This is a genomic window from Aeromonas sp. Y311-2, from assembly GCF_027706025.1.
Classification (GTDB): domain Bacteria; phylum Pseudomonadota; class Gammaproteobacteria; order Enterobacterales; family Aeromonadaceae; genus Aeromonas; species Aeromonas veronii.
The window spans coordinates 58,229-75,151 of sequence record NZ_JAPDCL010000003.1 but is presented as its reverse complement, the minus strand read 5'-3'; the positions used below and the strand labels follow the sequence as shown (position 1 = coordinate 75,151).

The window sequence follows — 16,923 nt, the reverse complement described above, 5'->3', positions numbered from 1 at the left end:
AATGTGGCGGTCACCTCAATGGTGGCCATAGCCCCAGCGGTGGGTCAGCTTATGCTCGACACCGAGATGATCGAGGATGCGGGCGACCATAAAGTCCACCAGATCGGCGATGCTTTTCGGCTCATGATAGAAACCGGGGGCTGCGGGCATGATGGTCACCCCGAGCCGTGCCAGTTTCAGCATGTTCTCCAGATGGATCGCCGAGAAGGGGGTTTCGCGGGGCACCAGGATCAGTTGGCCGCGCTCCTTGATCACCACATCCGCTGCCCGCTCCAGCAGGTTGTCCGAGGTGCCGTTGGCAATGGCCGAGACGGTGCCCATTGAGCAGGGGCAGACCACCATCTGTTTGGGCGCGGCCGAACCGGAGGCCACCGGCGAGAACCACTCCTCCTTGCCGCAGGCGACAATCTGCCCCTCCTTGGCGCCATATTGGCGACAAAGATAGGCAGAGAGCTCTTTCGGCGAGCTGGGCCAATCCTGTTGCTGCTCGGTCTTGAGTACCACACGAGCCGCCGATGAGGCGAGCAGGTAGACCCGATAGTCCGCCTGCACCAGACACTGGAGCAGGCGCAGGGCGTAGGGGGCGCCGGAGGCGCCGGTCAGCGCCAGGGTGATCGCTTTGTTCATAGTTCGCCGTGGTAATCCTTGAGGCGGGCGATCAGCTTGTCATGAATGCCACCGAAGCCGCCGTTGCTCATGATCAGAATATGGTCGCCATCGCGGCTCTCGGCCACCAGCCGGTTGATCAGGGTCTCCAGATCGTTGAATACCTTGGCGGGTCGGGTCATATGGGCCGTCACCTCGCCGAGATCCCAGCCGATGTTGGGTGGCTGGAAGAAGAACACTTCATCGGCGCCAGTGAAGCAGCCAGCCAGCTCCTCCTTGTGAACCCCCAGCTTCATGGTGTTGGAGCGTGGCTCCAGCACCGCCAGAATACGGGCCTCGCCCACCTTGGCGCGCAGACCGCCGAGGGTGGTCTCGATGGCGGTGGGGTGGTGGGCAAAGTCGTCATAGACGCTGATGCCCGCTACCTCACCCTTGAGCTCCATCCGCCGCTTGGGAGATTTGAACTGGCAGAGGGCGGCGATGCCATGCTCCACCATCACGCCAGCATGGCGTGCGGCGGCAATGGCCATCAGGCCATTGTTGACGTTGTGCTCGCCGATGCACTCCCAGTGCACCTCGCCCTGTTTTTCACCATCCAGCCACACCTCGAAGGCGGAGCCGTCATCGGCCAGCTTGACCGCCTTCCACTTGGCGTCGTCCTGACCTACCAGCTCCACTTCGCTCCAGCAGCCCATCTTGCGCACGGCGGTGAGGTTGTCATCGGCTTGCGGGAACAGCACCCGGCCGTTGCTCGGCACGGTGCGCATCAGGTGGTGGAACTGGCGCTGGATCGCGGCGAGATCCGGGAAGATGTCCGCATGGTCGAACTCCAGATTGTTCATCACCAGAGTGCGCGGATGGTAGTGGACGAACTTGGAACGCTTGTCGAAGAAGGCGCAGTCATACTCGTCCGCTTCAATGACAAAGAAGGGGGCGGAGCCGAGACGGGCGGAGACCGGGAAGTTGCCCGGCACGCCGCCAATAAGGAAACCGGGTTCCAGTTTGGCGTACTCCAGCACCCAGGCCAGCATGCTGGCGGTGGTGGTCTTGCCGTGGGTGCCAGCAACGGCCAACACCCAGCGATCCTGCAGCACGTGCTCCAGCAGCCACTGGGGGCCGGAGATGTAGGGCAGATTGCGGTCCAGCACATATTCAACACAGGGGTTGCCGCGGCTCATGGCGTTGCCAATCACCACCAGATCCGGCGCCGGATCGAGTTGGGAGGGGTCATAGCCTTCGGTCAGTTCGATGCCCTGTTGCTCGAGCTGGGTACTCATGGGGGGATAGACATTGGCATCCGAACCGGTCACCCGGTAACCAAGCTGTTTTGCCAACACCGCCAGACCACCCATAAAGGTGCCGCAGATCCCGAGAATGTGAATATGCATACCGCTTCCTTTCGCAGTAAAGGGAAGTGCGCATTCTAGGGGGTGTTGCGGTGGTGGCACAAGCCGCACTCATGGTGAGAGGCCCACAGATGCAGCACCGGAGGCAGAAATCTTGGCGCTGTTGGGATATGCGAGATTGGAATGGGCTGGCAGGCTTTATTTGAGACTTTATATTGTGTCGCACTTTCTTACAATTCTTCGGTTTTGTGACGCACTCTACAGTTTTACGATATTGCCCTTTTCCAAAGGAGAGTCCCCATGGGCAAGTTCCTGCTTTGCTATCTGGTCGGTGGTCTGGTGGCCATCAGTTGGGCTGCGTTGCCCGATCATGGTCCCTGGGATCAGTGGGACCTCGCGATTTGTCATACCGTTAACGGCTGGCTCGGGCAGTCGGCTCTGTGGGCCGATCTGGTGGCTATCACCAATAACCGGCTGTTCGATCTGGCGGTGCTGGCCTGTATGGGGCTGATCCTGGCCCGCTGCTTCTTCGCCCGGGATTTGGCGGGTCGTCGCCAGCTGGTGGCGATGGGCATAGTGATGCTGCTGAGTGCTCTGGTGATCAACCAGCTTGGTCACCGATTGCCGGTGGAGCGACCCAGCCCGACCCTGATGGTGGCTGATGCGCTGCGGGTGACCCAGATCAGCGGTATTCCGACCAAGGACTCTTCCGGTGACAGCTTCCCCGGCGATCACGCTCTGTTCCTGATGGTCTTCGCCGGTTTTGCCCTGCGCTATCTGCCGCGCTGGGCGGGAGTCACCGCATTGCTGATGGTGCCGATCTTTTCCACGCCGCGCATTCTGGCTGGTGCCCACTGGTTTACCGATGTCTATGTCGGCGCGCTGGGGCTGGCGACCCTCTGTCTGCCCTGGTTGCTGCTGACTCCGCTGGCGGATCGGCTGATAGACCGCATTGCCCCCCGATTGGCCAGATTGCCACTGCTGCGCAGTCAGACCCACTGATTGAGCGTCGCAAAATAAAACGCCCCGACATGAAAATGTCGGGGCGTTTTGTTATCCACCCGCGAGAGATCAGCCTTGATAGCCGTTCGGGTTGTTGCTTTGCCAGCGCCAGGTATCGACCATCATCTGCTCCAGACCGCGCTCTGCCTGCCAGCCCAGCTCGGCACGGGCCAGCGTCGGCTCTGCCCAGCACTCGGCGATGTCGCCCGGGCGACGGGGTTTGATCTGGTAGGGAATGGGTCGGCCGCTGGCCGCTTCAAACGCCTTGACCATCTCCAGTACCGAGTAGCCCTGACCTGTGCCAAGGTTGTAGGTGAAGACACCTGTGTCGCTCTTGATGCGCGCCAGTGCTTTCAGGTGGCCGATGGCGAGATCCACCACATGGATGTAGTCACGCACGCCAGTGCCATCCGGGGTCGGGTAGTCGTTGCCAAATACCCCCAGCTCCTTGAGCTTGCCGACACCCACCTGGCTGATATAGGGCAGCAGGTTGTTGGGGATGCCGTTGGGATCTTCACCAATCAGGCCGCTCTCGTGGGCGCCGACCGGGTTGAAGTAACGCAGCAGTACGATAGCCCAGCGGGGGTCGGATTTGGCGAGATCGCGCAGGATCTCCTCCACCATCAGCTTGGAGCGACCATAGGGGTTGGTGGCGCTGGTGGGGAAATCTTCCCGCAGCGGTACCGAGGCGGGATCGCCATAGACGGTGGCCGAGGAGCTGAATACCAGCCGGAAAACCCCGGCCTTGGCCATCTCTTCGCACAGCACCAGAGTGCCGCTGATGTTGTTCTGGTAGTAGGTGAGCGGGATCTGGCTCGACTCTCCGACCGCCTTGAGGCCAGCGAAGTGGATGACCGATTCGATCTGGTGGTTGGCAAACAGCTGCTGCAGGCAGGCTCTGTCCAGCACATCCCCTTCGACGAAGGTTACCGGCTTGCCGGTGATCTGCTCGACCCGCTTGAGTGACTCCGGTGAGGAGTTGGAGAGGTTGTCGAGTACCACGACCTGCTGCCCCGCGCCGAGCAGCTCAACCAGGGTATGGGAGCCGATATAGCCGGCGCCCCCTGTGACCAGTATTGTCATTTTTTATCCCGTGTTCTGGTGAAACTGGGGCAGAGTCTACCCGTCCTGCCCGCTCGGGAAAAGGTTGAGATACCAATGAAGCCCTTTGTGTATCTCAATAATCGAGACTGATATCCCCTTTCGCTGTGCAGGAGCAGGCCAGAGCCACGCCGCTCTCCAGGTCCTGCGCACTCAGGGTCATCACGCTCTGGCGCTCGATGTCACCTGTGGTGGTGCAACGACAGCTGCCACATACTCCGGCGCGACAAGCGGCCATTATGGTTTCGCCCGCTGCTTCCAGCGCCGCCAGCAGGGTCTGACCCGGCAGGATTTTCACTTTCTTGCCGCTCTTTTTCAGGGTCAGCCAGAAGTGGTCGCTGGTGGTCTTGATGGGCTCTGCGGGAGGAAGACCAAAGGACTCCTGATGCAGCTGCTCCGGCGGCAATCCCAGCTCCGTCAGCATGGTCCTGACCGCCGCCATATAGGGGGCCGGGCCACAGAGATAGACATGACGATCGCGCAGATCCGGGGCCAGTTCGGCCAGCATGGCGGGGGTGAGTCGGCCAATCCAGGGGTGATCTGCTGGGGCATCTTCCAGAATCAGGGCATGACGCACACCGGCATGGGCCGCGGTCAGGGTCGCCAGCTCGTCTGCGAAGATCACATCCTTCGACGAACGGGCGCTATGGATAAAGCGAATATCGGCATCCGGCCGTTTGGCTAGCTCATCCCGCAACATGGACCACATGGGGGTGATGCCGGAACCGGCACTGAGCAGCAGTGGCCGTTCGCAAGGCAAGGCGGTCAGGTTGAAATCGCCAAAGGGACCATCGGCTCGGATCTCGTCGCCCACTTGCAGGGTCTGGTGCAGATGGCGAGAGACCCGTCCCACATCCTTGATAGTCACTTGCCAGCATGCATCCTGCGGGCTGGAGGAGAGGGTATAGGCGCGGCACTCCGGCTGGCCGTCGATCTCGGTATGCAGGGTGATGCACTGGCCAGCCAGCACGGGAGGGAGGCTGCCAGAAAGCGGCGCCAGCTGCCAGCTCACGACGTCGTGGGTGTTCTGTTGGCGGCCAATGCAGGTGAGCGTGAGAGAGGTCATCACAAGGCTCCTTAGGTTTGAAACAGTTCGAAAAACGTCTGGTGAAAAAGCCGGATCCAGAAAAAAGGCGAGCCGGGCGGCTCGCCAAACGCTTACAACATGAGATGCCGATCAGGCCGCCAGGATCTCGGCCAAGTCAGCCTCGGCCGTGGTGGTCCCTTTCAGACCGAACTGCTCCTCCAGCACCTTGAGCAGGGCCGGGGTGAGGAAGGCGGGGGCGGTCGGCCCGGTACGAATGTCCTTCACCCCGAGGGAGAGCAGGGTGAGCAGAATGACGATGGCTTTTTGCTCGAACCAGGAGAGCACCAGCGTCAGCGGCAGATCGTTGACCCCGCACTCGAACGCCTCGGAGAGTGCCAGCGCCAACTGGATGGCGGAGTAGGCATCGTTGCACTGACCCACGTCCAGCAGACGCGGAATGCCGCCGATGTCGCCAAAGTCGAGCTTGTTGAACTTGTATTTGCCGCAGCCCAGGGTGAGCAGCAGGCTGTCGCGCGGCGTCGCCTTGGCAAACTCGGTGAAGTAGGCGCGCTCGGCCTTGTCGCCGTCACAGCCACCCACCAGGAAGAAGTGGCTGATCTCCCCGGCCTTGACCTTCTCGATCACCGCGGGTGCTGCCTGCATCAGTGCGTTGCGGGCAAAGCCGATGGTGATGAAGTGCTCGAGCTCGGTGTGCTTGAAGCCTTCCAGCGCTTGTGCCTTGGCGATCACGGCGGAGAAATCATCCCCCTCCAGATGGGTTACGCCCGGCCAGCCGACGATGGAGCGGGTAAAGATGCGATCCGAGTAGTTGCCCACATTCGGGTCGATGATGCAGTTGGAGGTCATCACTACGGCGCCCGGGAAGTTGGCAAACTCCTTCTGCTGGTTTTGCCAGGCGGAGCCGTAGTTGCCCACCAGATGGGGGTACTGCTTGAAGAAGGGGTAGGCCAGCGCGGGCAGCATCTCGCCGTGGGTGTAGACATGAATGCCGGTTCCTTTGGTCTGCTCCAGAATGAGTTTGAGATCCACCATGTCGTGGCCGGAGACCAGAATGCACTTGCCGGGGATCGGGGTGACTCTGACCCGGGTCGGTTCCGGGTGGCCGAAGGCGCTGGTTTCACCCAGATCCAGCATCTCCATGATTTTGAAGTTGAGCTGACCGATCTCCATGGCGCAGCTGAACAGCCGACCCATTTCGCTCGGGTCTGTGCTGAGCCAGCTCATGATGCGGTGGAATTCGGCGGCCACCTCGTCACTCTGCTGATCCAGCACCCGGGCGTGCTCCATATAGGCAGCGGCGCCCTTGAGGCCGTAAAGACAGAGCAGACGCAGCCCCATGATGTCTTCGTTCACCTCGCTCTTGCCCCGATTGGGGGCGGCTGGTGCGGCATGGGCAAGTTGTTCCAGCAGTTCGGCACCGGGTTCGAAGTAAGCGGACTGTGGCAAGTCGTTGACCTGCACCGCCATGGCGGTCAGACGATCGGCCAGCTGCTGGCGATAGGCGAGGGCCTGATTGACGTAGGCCACGATGCGATTCGAGTCGAAGTTGACGTTGGTGAGGGTGGCGAAGAAGGCCTTGGGCACGAAAGCATCGATCTCGCGGTCGATGATGCCCTGCTCGCGGGCGGCCAGCGCCCAGGCGCTGAGCCCCTGCAGGGTATAGATCAGCACATCCTGCAGATCCGAGGTTTCCGCCGTCTTGCCGCACATACCTTGTGCGTAGGCACAGCCGTTGCCTGCCGGGGTACGAATTGTCTGTTCACATTGCACACAAAACATCATGCCTCTCCTAATTGGACATTTCAGTTGTCTGTTTTGTGGCGATTCTATTCCTCTCGCGAAAAACTTAATAGGCATTCAATTTGCCAATTAAGTTTCCCTTGATGCAGATCAAAAACAAAAAAGCCGCCCAAACAGGGCGGCAAGCGGGTGGATAAAAGGAGAGACAACTCAGGTTTGCAACAGAACATAACAATCAGATGGATTGGGCCGTGGTCTGGTCAGGAGCTTTCGGCCCGGTACTTACTCAAGCCAGCATACGTACGCTGTAGCTGGCTTGGTTCACTATCAGGCCAGATAAGCGCGCAGCATCCAGACCAGTTTTTCCTGCTGCTGCACATAGTCGGAGAGGATGGAGGCTGTGCCCTCATCACCGGCTTCGGCGGCCTGGCCCAGAATTCGGCGCTGGGCGACCAGCAGTTCGCGGAAGCTATCCAGCAGGGATTCGACACAGGCGCGGCCATCGTGCAGCCCTTTTTGCTCCGGGATGGCAGAGACTTTCAGGTAGTCGCTGAAGCTGTGCATGGGAACGCCATCCAGGGTCAGGATCCGCTCGGCCAGCGCATCGACTTTCAGCAGCAGGTCGTTGTAAATCTCTTCAAATTTCAGGTGCAGTTCGAAGAACTGGTTGCCACGGATATTCCAGTGAAAGCCGCGCACGTTCATGTAGAGGATCTGGTAGCTGGCCAGCAATTTGTTCAACTCGGCTGCCAGGGCTTGTGATTGAGCAGTATCAAGACCAATCGGGCTTTTCATCATTCACCTCCAGATTTGGAAATCGGTTTTAAATTCTCTTTCGGAACGCAGTCAGAGTAACGCCTTGCAAAATGCAGGGACAATTGCTTGTGCCTAACTGTTTGATAGCTAACGGCTATCAAACAGTACGCAGCAACGGGGGCAATGGATGAGGATTAGGGGAAGTATTTTTCCAGCAGCGCCATCAGGATGGCCTGACACTCGCGGTCCGGTTTGCTATCGACCTTGCTGGCGCGAAAGTGGAGTTGAAAGGCGCCCATGACGGCGCGGCTCTGCTCATCCCACTGGCCGCTCCGGGGCAGGCCATAGCCATAGCGGGCCAGCTGTTGTTGCCACATGGCCGCATCCCAGTCGGGCAAGGGGCTGGCCAGTAACTCGGCTACCCGACCTTCATCTGGCCAGGCGCCGACTCCGTACGTCAGATAGAGCTGGCGCCAGGGGAAGTGGGGGCCGGGATCCTGCTTGCGCTCGGGGGCGACATCGCTGTGGCCCAGCACCTGGGTCGGTGGAATCTGGTAGCGGGCGACCAGCTCCCGGCTGAGGGCGCCGACGGCAGCAATCTGCTGCGGGGTATAGGGTTGCCAGCGCCGCGCATCGGGGGCCAGCGGCTCATCTTCTGCTGGATAGCCGAGGTTGACGATCTCGATGCCAAGGGAGCTGGCATTGAGCCCGGCATATTGGTGCCAGCGGCTGCGCCCTGCATGCCAGGCGCGCGCGTTGTCCGGCACCAGCTGATAGACGGTGAGCGGGGTCTCGTGGCTATCGCGGGGGATCAGGTAGTGGGCGCTCACCTTGTGCTCCGGCTCGGTCAGCAGGCGCAGGGAGTTGGCATCGTCTTCATCGGTGTAGTGAAGGATCAGAAAGGCGATCCGCTCGTTCTGGTTGGCGCTCTGATAGCGGGTAGAGAGCTGGTATTCGGACGGAGTACAACCACCCAGCAGCAGAACCAGTGGCAGAAAGAAGAGGGGAAGAAGACAGCGCCAGCGCCATCCCCCTGCCGCAGCCAGGCTGCTGAACGTGGGAGGAGTGAGTCGCTGGCACATGTCGAAGGTCCGGTCTGGTCAGTCGCGCTGCTGGTCAGCCGCGGTATTTGGCCGTGAGACCGATCAGGAAGTTGCGCAGGATCTGATCCCCGCAATCCTGATAGTGCTTGTGATCCTTGGAGCGGAACAGGGCACTGAGCTCGGACTTGGAGAGGTTGAAGTCGGCGAGTTTGAGGGTGCCGAGCATATCCTCTTCCTTGAAGTTGAGACCGATGCGCAGCTTGCGCAGGATCATGTTGTTGTTGATCCGGTTTGGGATCACCTGGGGCGGTGCATCTTCGCGCACGCCGCGGCGGGCGATGATGAAGCCGTCGAGGAACTGGCTCAGGGCCGAGTCGGGACAGGCGACATAGCCTGCCTCTTGCTCTTCACCTTCCGCCGCCTCTTTCATCAACCAGCTGTGCAGCTGGGCGTGAGTGACCGTCAGGTTGCCCTTGGCAAACATCTCGACCATCTGGTCGTTGCTGATGGTGAGGGCGTAGCGCAGACGGCGCAGAATATCGTTGTTGGTCATGCTGACTCCTGTGTAAACGGCGCAACTTTACCATCTGGCGGCCCTCGCGTCAGAAAAAGCGGGGGCCGATACAGTTCAGGTCAAGCTCATCAAGCCTTGCCGAGATAGCGGGGCGCCTCCTGGCGCACCAGTTCCAGCGCATCTTGCAGCTCCAGCAGCTCGGGTTCCAGCTCGCTCACCGGCACGCCGTCACGCAGCTGTTGTTCAAGCTGGGAGAGCAGCCGTTGCAGCCCCGGCACCCCGGAATAGGCACAGCCACCGTTGAGGCGATGGAGCTGGGCCAGCACCTCGCTATCTTCAATTTCGCCAGCCAGCACGCTATCCAGCACCGGCTCGACCTCGTCAAAACTGGCCAGCAGCATGGTCAGCATCTCTCTGGCGAGATGCTCTTTCCCCGCCGCTTGCCGCACCGCCAGTGCCCAGTCGATCTGTTGGGCACCATTATTCTGGTGGCGGCGATGGGCAAAGTCGGTGATGAGCTGGGCCAGCATGCTCTCGTCGATGGGCTTGGCCAGATAGTCGTCCATCCCCTGCCGGATCAGCCGCTCCCGTTCGCCGGGAATGGCGTGGGCGGTCACCGCCACGATCGGGGTGGTGGTGTTGAGGGACTGGTTGCGGATCGCCTGGGTGGCGCTGATGCCATCCATGATCGGCATCTGGATATCCATGAAGATGATGTCGAACGGCTGGCTCTGGGCCTGCTTGACCGCTTCCTTGCCGTTTTTGCACACCACCACCTGACTCACCATCTCCTTGAGCATGGCGGCGATCAGCTTGAGGTTGGCGGCGTTGTCATCCACCGCCAGCACCTTGATTGGCTGCAACTGGCGCGGCGCAGGCTGGGCGGGCAGCTTCTGGCGGCTCGATTCCGGCGAGAGCAGGGCGTGCAGCAGCTTGCGGTGGTTGACCGGTTTGGAGAGACAGTGCTGGGCGCCATGGGCCAGCATCGCTTCATAGAGCGCCGGCTCGTGGCTGCTGAGCAGTACTATGGTGTTCTGCTGCTGGCCGTTCAGTTTGTCGAGACGGCCGAGCACCTGCTGCGGCGTATGCAGGGTGCTGCTGCCGATGATCACCATCTCCTGCTCGCTCATCTCGGGCCAGGGATCATCGCTGGTCAGTGGGTGCACGTCGAGGTGCCACTCCGCCAGCAGGGCGAGCAGGGAGGCTTGCGCGAAGGGATCCGGTTCCAGCAGCCAGAGCCGTTTGCCACGGATCCGATCCAGTGGCAATTGATCGGTCTGGGGCAGGGGGGAGACCTCTACATCCAGACTGAAGGAGAAGATGGAGCCCTTGCCGAGCTCCGATTCAAAGCGGATCTGGCCGCCCATCTGCTGCACCAGCTTCTGGGTGATAACGAGGCCCAGGCCCGTGCCGCCATAACGGCGGGAGATGGATGAGTCGGCCTGATTGAAGGCCTGGAACAGCTGATGTTGCTGCTCTTGGGAGATGCCGATGCCGGTATCGCGGATCTGGACGTTGAGCCTCACCTTGTGGTTGCCACTGCCGGTCTGCTCGATATGGACATCCACGTTGCCCTGTTCGGTGAATTTGATGGCGTTGCCGGTGAGGTTGGTCAGCACCTGTTGCAGACGCATGGGGTCGCCGGTGAGGTAATCCGGCACATCGGCATCCACCCGCAGGGAAAGCTCCAGCTGCTTGTCGTGGGCGCTGGGGCCGAGCAGGTGCATGGTTTCGTTGAGGGTGTCGCGCAGGCTGAACGGGATATGCTCCAGCTGCAGCTTGCCCGCTTCCAGCTTAGAGAAGTCGAGGATGTCGTTGATGATGCCAAGCAGGTTGCGCGCCGACTTCTCGATGGTCTGCATGTAGTCGGTCTGGCTCGGGGTCAGGCTGGTTTTCAGCAGCTGGCGGGTAAAACCGATGACCCCGTTGAGCGGGGTACGCAATTCGTGGGACATGTTGGCCAGAAACTCCGACTTGACCCGCGCCGCCTCCTGCGCCCGTTTCTTGGCCATGTCGAGTTCGACGTTCTGGATCTCGATCTGCTCCAGCGTTTCGCGCAAGTCAGAGGTGGCCTGATCGATATTCTGCTGCATCTCTTCGTGATATTCGGAGAGCGCCTTGGCCATGGCGTTGATGCCGTTTTTCAGCATATCCAGCTCGCCGGTGAGCTGGCCGCTGACCCGGGTATCGAGCCGCCCCTCCCTGATTTTGTGCACCGCCTGCACCATGTTGGTGATGGGCTGGGTCACGCTCTTGACCAGCCGGAAGCCAAACAGGGTACTGAAGGCGACCCCGATGAGCACCATGATCACCGCAAAGAAGGTGTCGCGGTACTGCAGCAGCATGGCCCTGTCGGTCGCCATCTGCATCGAGATGTAGCCGATCATCGGCGGCTCCACATCGCTGGGCAGCGGGAAGCCATCGAGGCTGGTTTCAGCCTGGATCGGGGTGCGCAAAATGATGTCGTCCCCCTGAAACGTCACGCTGGTCAGATCCGGAATGGGCTCGCCATCGGGCAGTCTGAGTCGGGTGAAATCCCGGTGGTAGTTCGAGGTGACGAACAGCTGGTTGTCCTGGGTGAAGACAGCGATGGACTTGATGAAGGGGGAGTTCTTGCGATGGGTCAGGCCAATGAGCCGCTTGAGGGATTCGCGACTGTGCTGGGTCATCCCGTATTCACTGGCGATCGCCAGCGGTTCTATGATGTTGATCCCCTGATCAATGAGGTTGTTTTCCAGCTGCTGGTAGCGGTGGAAGGTGAAGTAACCGGCCATCAGGCCACCGATGATCAGGGTGGGCAGGATGGTGAAGGCGAGAACGCGTGCTCTCAGGCCATATTTGGTCATACGAACAGGCCACCAGTGAACAGGGTTGGCGATAGGGTTGATGGCAATACACGGGCTCTGTGGCCGTATTTGGTCATACTATTATTCTTGTGGGACAATACCCGGCAGCAGATTCCACAATCATGACATAGCCACCTATAGGCACCAAGTTTTATGGCCCAGTTTTTCAAGCCCCAAAAGAAGTCCACCCAGCTCCAACGCATTGAATTTACGATAGACACCCTCGATCACCACTGCGTCGGTATCGGTCGCCATCAGGGCAAGGCGATCTTCGTCGAAGGGACGCTGCCCGGCGAGACCGTCAAGGCACGCATCACCGAAGAGAAAAAACAGTATGGTCACGCCGCCTTGCAACAGGTGGTGACCCCGGCGGCCAATCGTATCGCCCCCTTTTGCAACCACTATCGCGAGTGCGGCGGTTGCAGTGCCCAGCACATGTCGGTTGCCGATCAGCAAGCCGCCAAGGCGGCGGGACTGGTCAGCCTGTTCGAGCGGTTGGGCAACATCAAGGCGCCGGCGCTGGAGCCGGTACTGACCGGTGAAGATCGTGCCTACCGCCGGGTCTGTCGTCTGGCCATCAAATTTGACAAGAACGGTCGCTGCACCCGGGTCGGTTTCCGCCGTCGCAACAGCAACGATCTGGTGGAGATCGACAGTTGCCCTGTGCTGGCCGAGCCGCTCTCTGCGCTGATTGTCCCGCTGCGTGAGTGCCTCAATCGCCTCAAGAGCCAGCGCGAGCTGGGCCATGCGGAGTTTATTCAGGCCGAGCAGGGGATCATGATGCTGCTGCGCCACACCGGCCGTCCCAATGAGGCGGATCGCGCCCTGCTGGTGGAGTTTGCCAAAGCGCAGGGGATCGACCTCTACCTGCAGGCGGCTGATGATCGCATCGAAGCGCTGCAGCAACATTTTTCCCCATCCTACTCGCTGGATGGCCTGTCTCTTGCATTTGCTCCGGGTGACTTCATTCAGGTCAACGGCCCCATCAACCAGAGCATGGTTGAGCAGGCGCTGACATGGCTCGGGGCGAGCAAGGATGACAAGGTGCTCGATCTCTTCTGCGGCATCGGCAACTTCACCCTGCCGCTGGCCCGTCAGGCTCGCGAAGTGGTGGGTGTGGAAGGTGAACTGGCCATGGTGCAGCGGGCCGAAGAGAACGCCCGTCGCAACGGCATCAGCAATGCCCGTTTCTACAAGGCCGACCTGAGCGATGACATCGTCGGCATGTCCTGGGCGCGGGAAGGGTTCGATCTGGTGCTGCTGGATCCGGCGCGCCCCGGCGCGCTGGAAGTGATGGGACACGTCGTGAAACTTTCACCCAAGCGGGTGGTCTACGTCTCCTGTAACCCAGTCACCCTGGCGCGGGACAGTCAGGTGCTGGTGAAAGGGGGTTACCGTCTGGTGCGCCTCGGCATGCTCGACATGTTCCCTCACACCGGTCATCTGGAGTCCATGGCACTGTTTGAACGGGAGTAAATGACTCATCAGTTAGGCGATGCCGGATAGGTCATCCGGCATGTTTGTTACTGTTTGAGCAGATGTGTATATGAAGTAATCCTGTTCATCGGTACGGCGATGCGGATATGTAATCTGGCATGTCTGCGGCTGTTTGAGCTGGTGTGATTGGGGTAATCTAGACCCTCGTCGTTCGGCAGGGCCTGTTGGCGCGCTCTATTGTCTTTCTGGACAATATGCCTTGAAAAGTGCGCTGGATATCCCCATTTGAGGCAATCTCATGAGGGGAGAAAGTGACAGCTTTCGGCCCGATAATTTAAAGGATTGATACCATGGTTGCGGTTCGCGATATTCATTTGAAAGACAACTTCACCCTGGAAGAGTGGGTTAGCTCGCTCTCCTTGAGTGACAGTGAAAAGGATCAGCTGCGAACCGTCTACCAGTATTGTCTGACGCTCGGTGACGAGGCGCTGACCAGCAAGCTGCTGGTGCGCGGCATCGAAATGGTGGGCATCCTGCAGATGCTCAGCATGGATATCGGTACCCTCAAAGCGGCCATCATCTACCCCTTCGTCGAAGCCGGTCTCATCAGCCAGGAGCGGATGGACGAGGACTTCGGTTCCAAGATCGCCAAGCTGGTGGAAGGGGTGCTGGAGATGGAGGCCATCCGCTCCCTGCAGACTCTCCATCGCAGCGAAACCTCGCCGGAGCAGGTCGACAACGTGCGTCGCATGTTGCTCGCCATGGTCGAGGATGTGCGCGCCGTGGTGATCAAGCTGGCGGAGCGGATCGCCTGCCTGCGGGAAGCGAAGACGGCAGATGAAGAGACCCGGGTGCTGATGGCCCAGGAGATCACCAACATTTATGCGCCGCTCGCCAACCGTCTGGGCATCGGCCAGCTCAAGTGGGAGCTGGAAGATCTCGCCTTCCGTTACCTGCACCCGGATACCTACAAACAGATCGCCAAGCAGCTCGACGAGAAGCGGCTCGACCGCGAGCGCTACATCCGCGAGTTTGTGCAATCCCTGCGTAATGGCTTGAAAGAGGCGGGAGTTGACGCCGAGGTGTACGGTCGGCCGAAACATATCTACAGCATCTGGCGCAAGATGCAGAAGAAGCACCTCGAATTCAACGAGTTGTTCGACGTGCGCGCGGTGCGGGTAGTGACCAAGCGGCTGCAGGATTGCTATGCGGCGCTCGGTATCGTGCACACCCAGTTCCACCACATTCCTCGCGAGTTTGACGACTATGTCGCCAACCCCAAACCCAACGGCTATCAGTCGATCCACACCGTAGTGGTGGGGCCGGAGGGCAAGACGGTCGAGATCCAGATCCGTACCGACCAGATGCATCAGGATGCCGAGCTCGGCGTCGCGGCGCACTGGCGCTACAAGGAAGGGGCGCAGGCTGGCGGCAAGGCCAACACCTTCGAAGACAAGATCGAGTGGCTGCGCAAGCTGCTCGCCTGGCAGGAGGATCTCTCCGAGAGCGGCTCCCTGCTCGAAGACCTGCGCAGTCAGGTGTTCGAGGACAGAGTTTATGTCTTCACCCCGAAGGGGGATGTCATCGACTTGCCGGCGGGCGCCACCCCGCTCGACTTTGCCTATCACGTCCACAGCATGATCGGTCACCGCTGCATCGGCGCCAAGATTGACGGCCGCATCGTGCCGTTCACCTACGCGCTGCAGACCGGCGATCAGGTGGAGGTGATCACCCAGAAAGAGCCGAATCCGAGCCGCGACTGGATGAACCCCAACGCCGGCTTCCTGCGCTCCAGCCGGGCGCGGGCCAAGGTGGCGACCTGGTTCAGAAAACTGGATCGGGACAAGAATATCGTGGCCGGTCGCGAGCTGTTCGAGAAGGAGCTGGATCGCCACAACCTCAGCATGTCCAAGATCGACAAGGGCAACATGCTGCGCCGCTTCAATCTGGAGAGCACCGACGATCTGCTGGCCGGTATCGGCAGCGGTGATATCCGCATCAACCAGGTGCTCAACTATCTCGACACCTGCTACAACAAGCCGACGGCGGAAGAGGAAGATCGCCGCCTGCTGGAGAAGCTGGAGCAGAAGGCCAATGCGCCGATGCGCCACAAGCCCAAGGATCACATAGTGGTGGAAGGGGTCGGCAACCTGATGACCCATATCGCCCGCTGCTGCCAACCCATTCCGGGGGACTCCATTCAGGGCTTTATCACAATGGGCCGTGGTGTTTCGATCCACCGGGAAGATTGCGAGCAGCTCAAGGAGCTGTCACGTCGCAACCCGGAGCGGCTGATCGATGCGGTGTGGGGGGAGAACTACTCCGGCGGCTATGGCCTCACCATCCGGATCATCTCCAACGATCGCTCCGGCCTGCTGCGCGATATCACGACCGTGCTGGCCAACGAGAAGATCAATGTGATGGGGGTGCGCTCGCGCTCCAACGTGCGCGAGCAAACCGCCGAGATCGACATGGAGCTGGAGATTTACAACATCAACGCCTTCAACCGGGCGTTGGCCAAGCTCAGTCAGCTCAATGACGTAATTAGCGCCAAGCGCCTCTGATTGTCATCAAGAACCAACTTGTGACCGACCGCCAGGTCGGTCACTGTTTTGCCCCTGCGGTACGAATCAACAAGCGAATATCCCATGTCCCAACGTTACGACCTCTCCCAACTGCTCGAAATCATGGCTCGTCTGCGCGATCCGCAAAACGGCTGCCCCTGGGATCTGAAACAGAGCTTCCAGAGCATAGTGCCGCACACCCTGGAAGAGGCCTACGAGGTGGCCGATGCCATCGAGACCGAAGATTGGCAGGGGCTGAAAGGGGAGCTGGGTGACCTGCTGTTTCAGGTGGTGTTTTACGCCCAGCTGGGTAAAGAGCGGGGCTTGTTCGACTTTGCCGATATCGTCGATACGGTGAGCGAAAAGCTCATTCGCCGTCACCCCCACGTTTTTTCCGATGCAGATCTCTCCAACGAGCAGGCGGTAAAAGCGAACTGGGAGGCGGAAAAAGCCAAAGAACGAGCGGCCCTCGACAAAGAGAGCGTGCTGGACGATATCCCGCAGGTGCTGCCTGCTCTGACTCGCGCCGCCAAAATTCAGAAACGCTGCGCCACTGTCGGTTTTGACTGGAAGACGCTGGGGCCTGTGGTGGACAAGATCCACGAGGAGATCGACGAGGTGATGGAAGAGGCATTGATGGCCGATGTGGACGAGGCGCGGGTGAGCGACGAGCTCGGCGACCTGCTGTTTGCCACCGTCAATCTGGTGCGTCATCTGGGCAAGGATCCGGAGCAGGTACTGCGAGGTGCCAACGCCAAGTTCGAACGTCGTTTTCGTCAGGTTGAGCAGATAATCGCCGCAGAAGGCTTGAAAATGACCGATTGCACCCTCGAAAAGCTCGATGCCGCCTGGGATAAGGCGAAGGAAACCGAGCAAAGTTGATTTGGCGCAAGATGGGGGGGCGGTGAGCCTGATAGATT

At 60.1% G+C, this 16,923-nt stretch carries 13 protein-coding genes; 4 read left to right on the top strand and 9 right to left on the bottom strand.

What is annotated here, in order from left to right:
* Window positions 1-15: 15 nt before the first annotated feature.
* Together OKC42_RS04055 and mpl are read right to left on the bottom strand one after the other, a co-directional pair.
* Window positions 16-627, bottom strand: coding sequence for a flavin prenyltransferase UbiX (locus tag OKC42_RS04055; RefSeq protein WP_270819096.1), 612 nt, complete (start codon window positions 625-627; stop codon window positions 16-18).
* On the bottom strand, window positions 624-1,994 hold the full coding sequence (gene mpl, locus OKC42_RS04050; RefSeq protein ID WP_236297419.1) for a UDP-N-acetylmuramate:L-alanyl-gamma-D-glutamyl-meso-diaminopimelate ligase: 1,371 nt from the start codon (window positions 1,992-1,994) through the stop codon (window positions 624-626). The genes OKC42_RS04055 and mpl overlap by 4 nt, the downstream gene beginning before the upstream one ends.
* A 258-nt stretch (window positions 1,995-2,252) precedes the next feature.
* On the opposite strand from mpl, the gene OKC42_RS04045 reads away from it, so the two are divergent.
* On the top strand, window positions 2,253-2,954 hold the full coding sequence (locus OKC42_RS04045; RefSeq protein ID WP_270819095.1) for a phosphatase PAP2 family protein: 702 nt from the start codon (window positions 2,253-2,255) through the stop codon (window positions 2,952-2,954).
* Between the two features lie 69 nt (window positions 2,955-3,023).
* On the opposite strand, the gene galE is transcribed toward OKC42_RS04045, so the two are convergent.
* The 7 genes from galE to barA all read right to left on the bottom strand — a co-directional run bounded on the left by galE (window position 3,024) and on the right by barA (window position 12,002).
* Complete coding sequence (galE, locus tag OKC42_RS04040; protein WP_005335608.1) at window positions 3,024-4,037, bottom strand: UDP-glucose 4-epimerase GalE; 1,014 nt, start codon at window positions 4,035-4,037, stop codon at window positions 3,024-3,026.
* Between the two features lie 94 nt (window positions 4,038-4,131).
* A complete protein-coding gene (locus OKC42_RS04035; protein ID WP_270819094.1) occupies window positions 4,132-5,121 on the bottom strand; it encodes a hybrid-cluster NAD(P)-dependent oxidoreductase in 990 nt (329 codons plus the stop codon).
* A 111-nt stretch (window positions 5,122-5,232) separates the two neighbouring features.
* Window positions 5,233-6,882, bottom strand: coding sequence for a hydroxylamine reductase (hcp, locus tag OKC42_RS04030; RefSeq protein ID WP_270819189.1), 1,650 nt, complete (start codon window positions 6,880-6,882; stop codon window positions 5,233-5,235).
* A gap of 288 nt (window positions 6,883-7,170) precedes the next feature.
* Window positions 7,171-7,638: a Dps family protein gene (locus OKC42_RS04025; RefSeq protein WP_005362843.1), complete on the bottom strand. Its 468-nt coding sequence runs from the start codon at window positions 7,636-7,638 to the stop codon at window positions 7,171-7,173.
* 155 nt (window positions 7,639-7,793) lie between these two features.
* Complete coding sequence (locus tag OKC42_RS04020; RefSeq protein ID WP_270819093.1) at window positions 7,794-8,681, bottom strand: N-acetylmuramoyl-L-alanine amidase; 888 nt, start codon at window positions 8,679-8,681, stop codon at window positions 7,794-7,796.
* 34 nt (window positions 8,682-8,715) lie between these two features.
* Entirely contained in the window at window positions 8,716-9,195 is a 480-nt protein-coding gene (locus OKC42_RS04015; RefSeq protein WP_005343323.1) for a DUF1456 family protein, read from the bottom strand.
* Between the two features lie 89 nt (window positions 9,196-9,284).
* Window positions 9,285-12,002: a two-component sensor histidine kinase BarA gene (gene barA / locus OKC42_RS04010; RefSeq protein ID WP_270819092.1), complete on the bottom strand. Its 2,718-nt coding sequence runs from the start codon at window positions 12,000-12,002 to the stop codon at window positions 9,285-9,287.
* Between the two features lie 153 nt (window positions 12,003-12,155).
* Between barA and rlmD the strand changes: the two genes are divergently transcribed.
* The 3 genes from rlmD (at window position 12,156) to mazG (ending at window position 16,885) form a co-directional block, all read left to right on the top strand.
* Complete coding sequence (gene rlmD / locus OKC42_RS04005) at window positions 12,156-13,478, top strand: 23S rRNA (uracil(1939)-C(5))-methyltransferase RlmD (RefSeq protein WP_270819091.1); 1,323 nt, start codon at window positions 12,156-12,158, stop codon at window positions 13,476-13,478.
* Between the two features lie 311 nt (window positions 13,479-13,789).
* The gene (gene relA, locus OKC42_RS04000; protein WP_005335588.1) at window positions 13,790-16,003 is read left to right on the top strand and encodes a GTP diphosphokinase; all 2,214 of its coding nucleotides are present in this window, start codon (window positions 13,790-13,792) and stop codon (window positions 16,001-16,003) included.
* 84 nt (window positions 16,004-16,087) lie between these two features.
* Window positions 16,088-16,885 carry a nucleoside triphosphate pyrophosphohydrolase gene (gene mazG, locus OKC42_RS03995; protein WP_270819090.1) on the top strand — a complete coding sequence of 266 codons (798 nt, stop codon included), beginning with the start codon at window positions 16,088-16,090 and terminating at the stop codon, window positions 16,883-16,885.
* The last annotated feature ends 38 nt before the right edge of the window (window positions 16,886-16,923 follow it).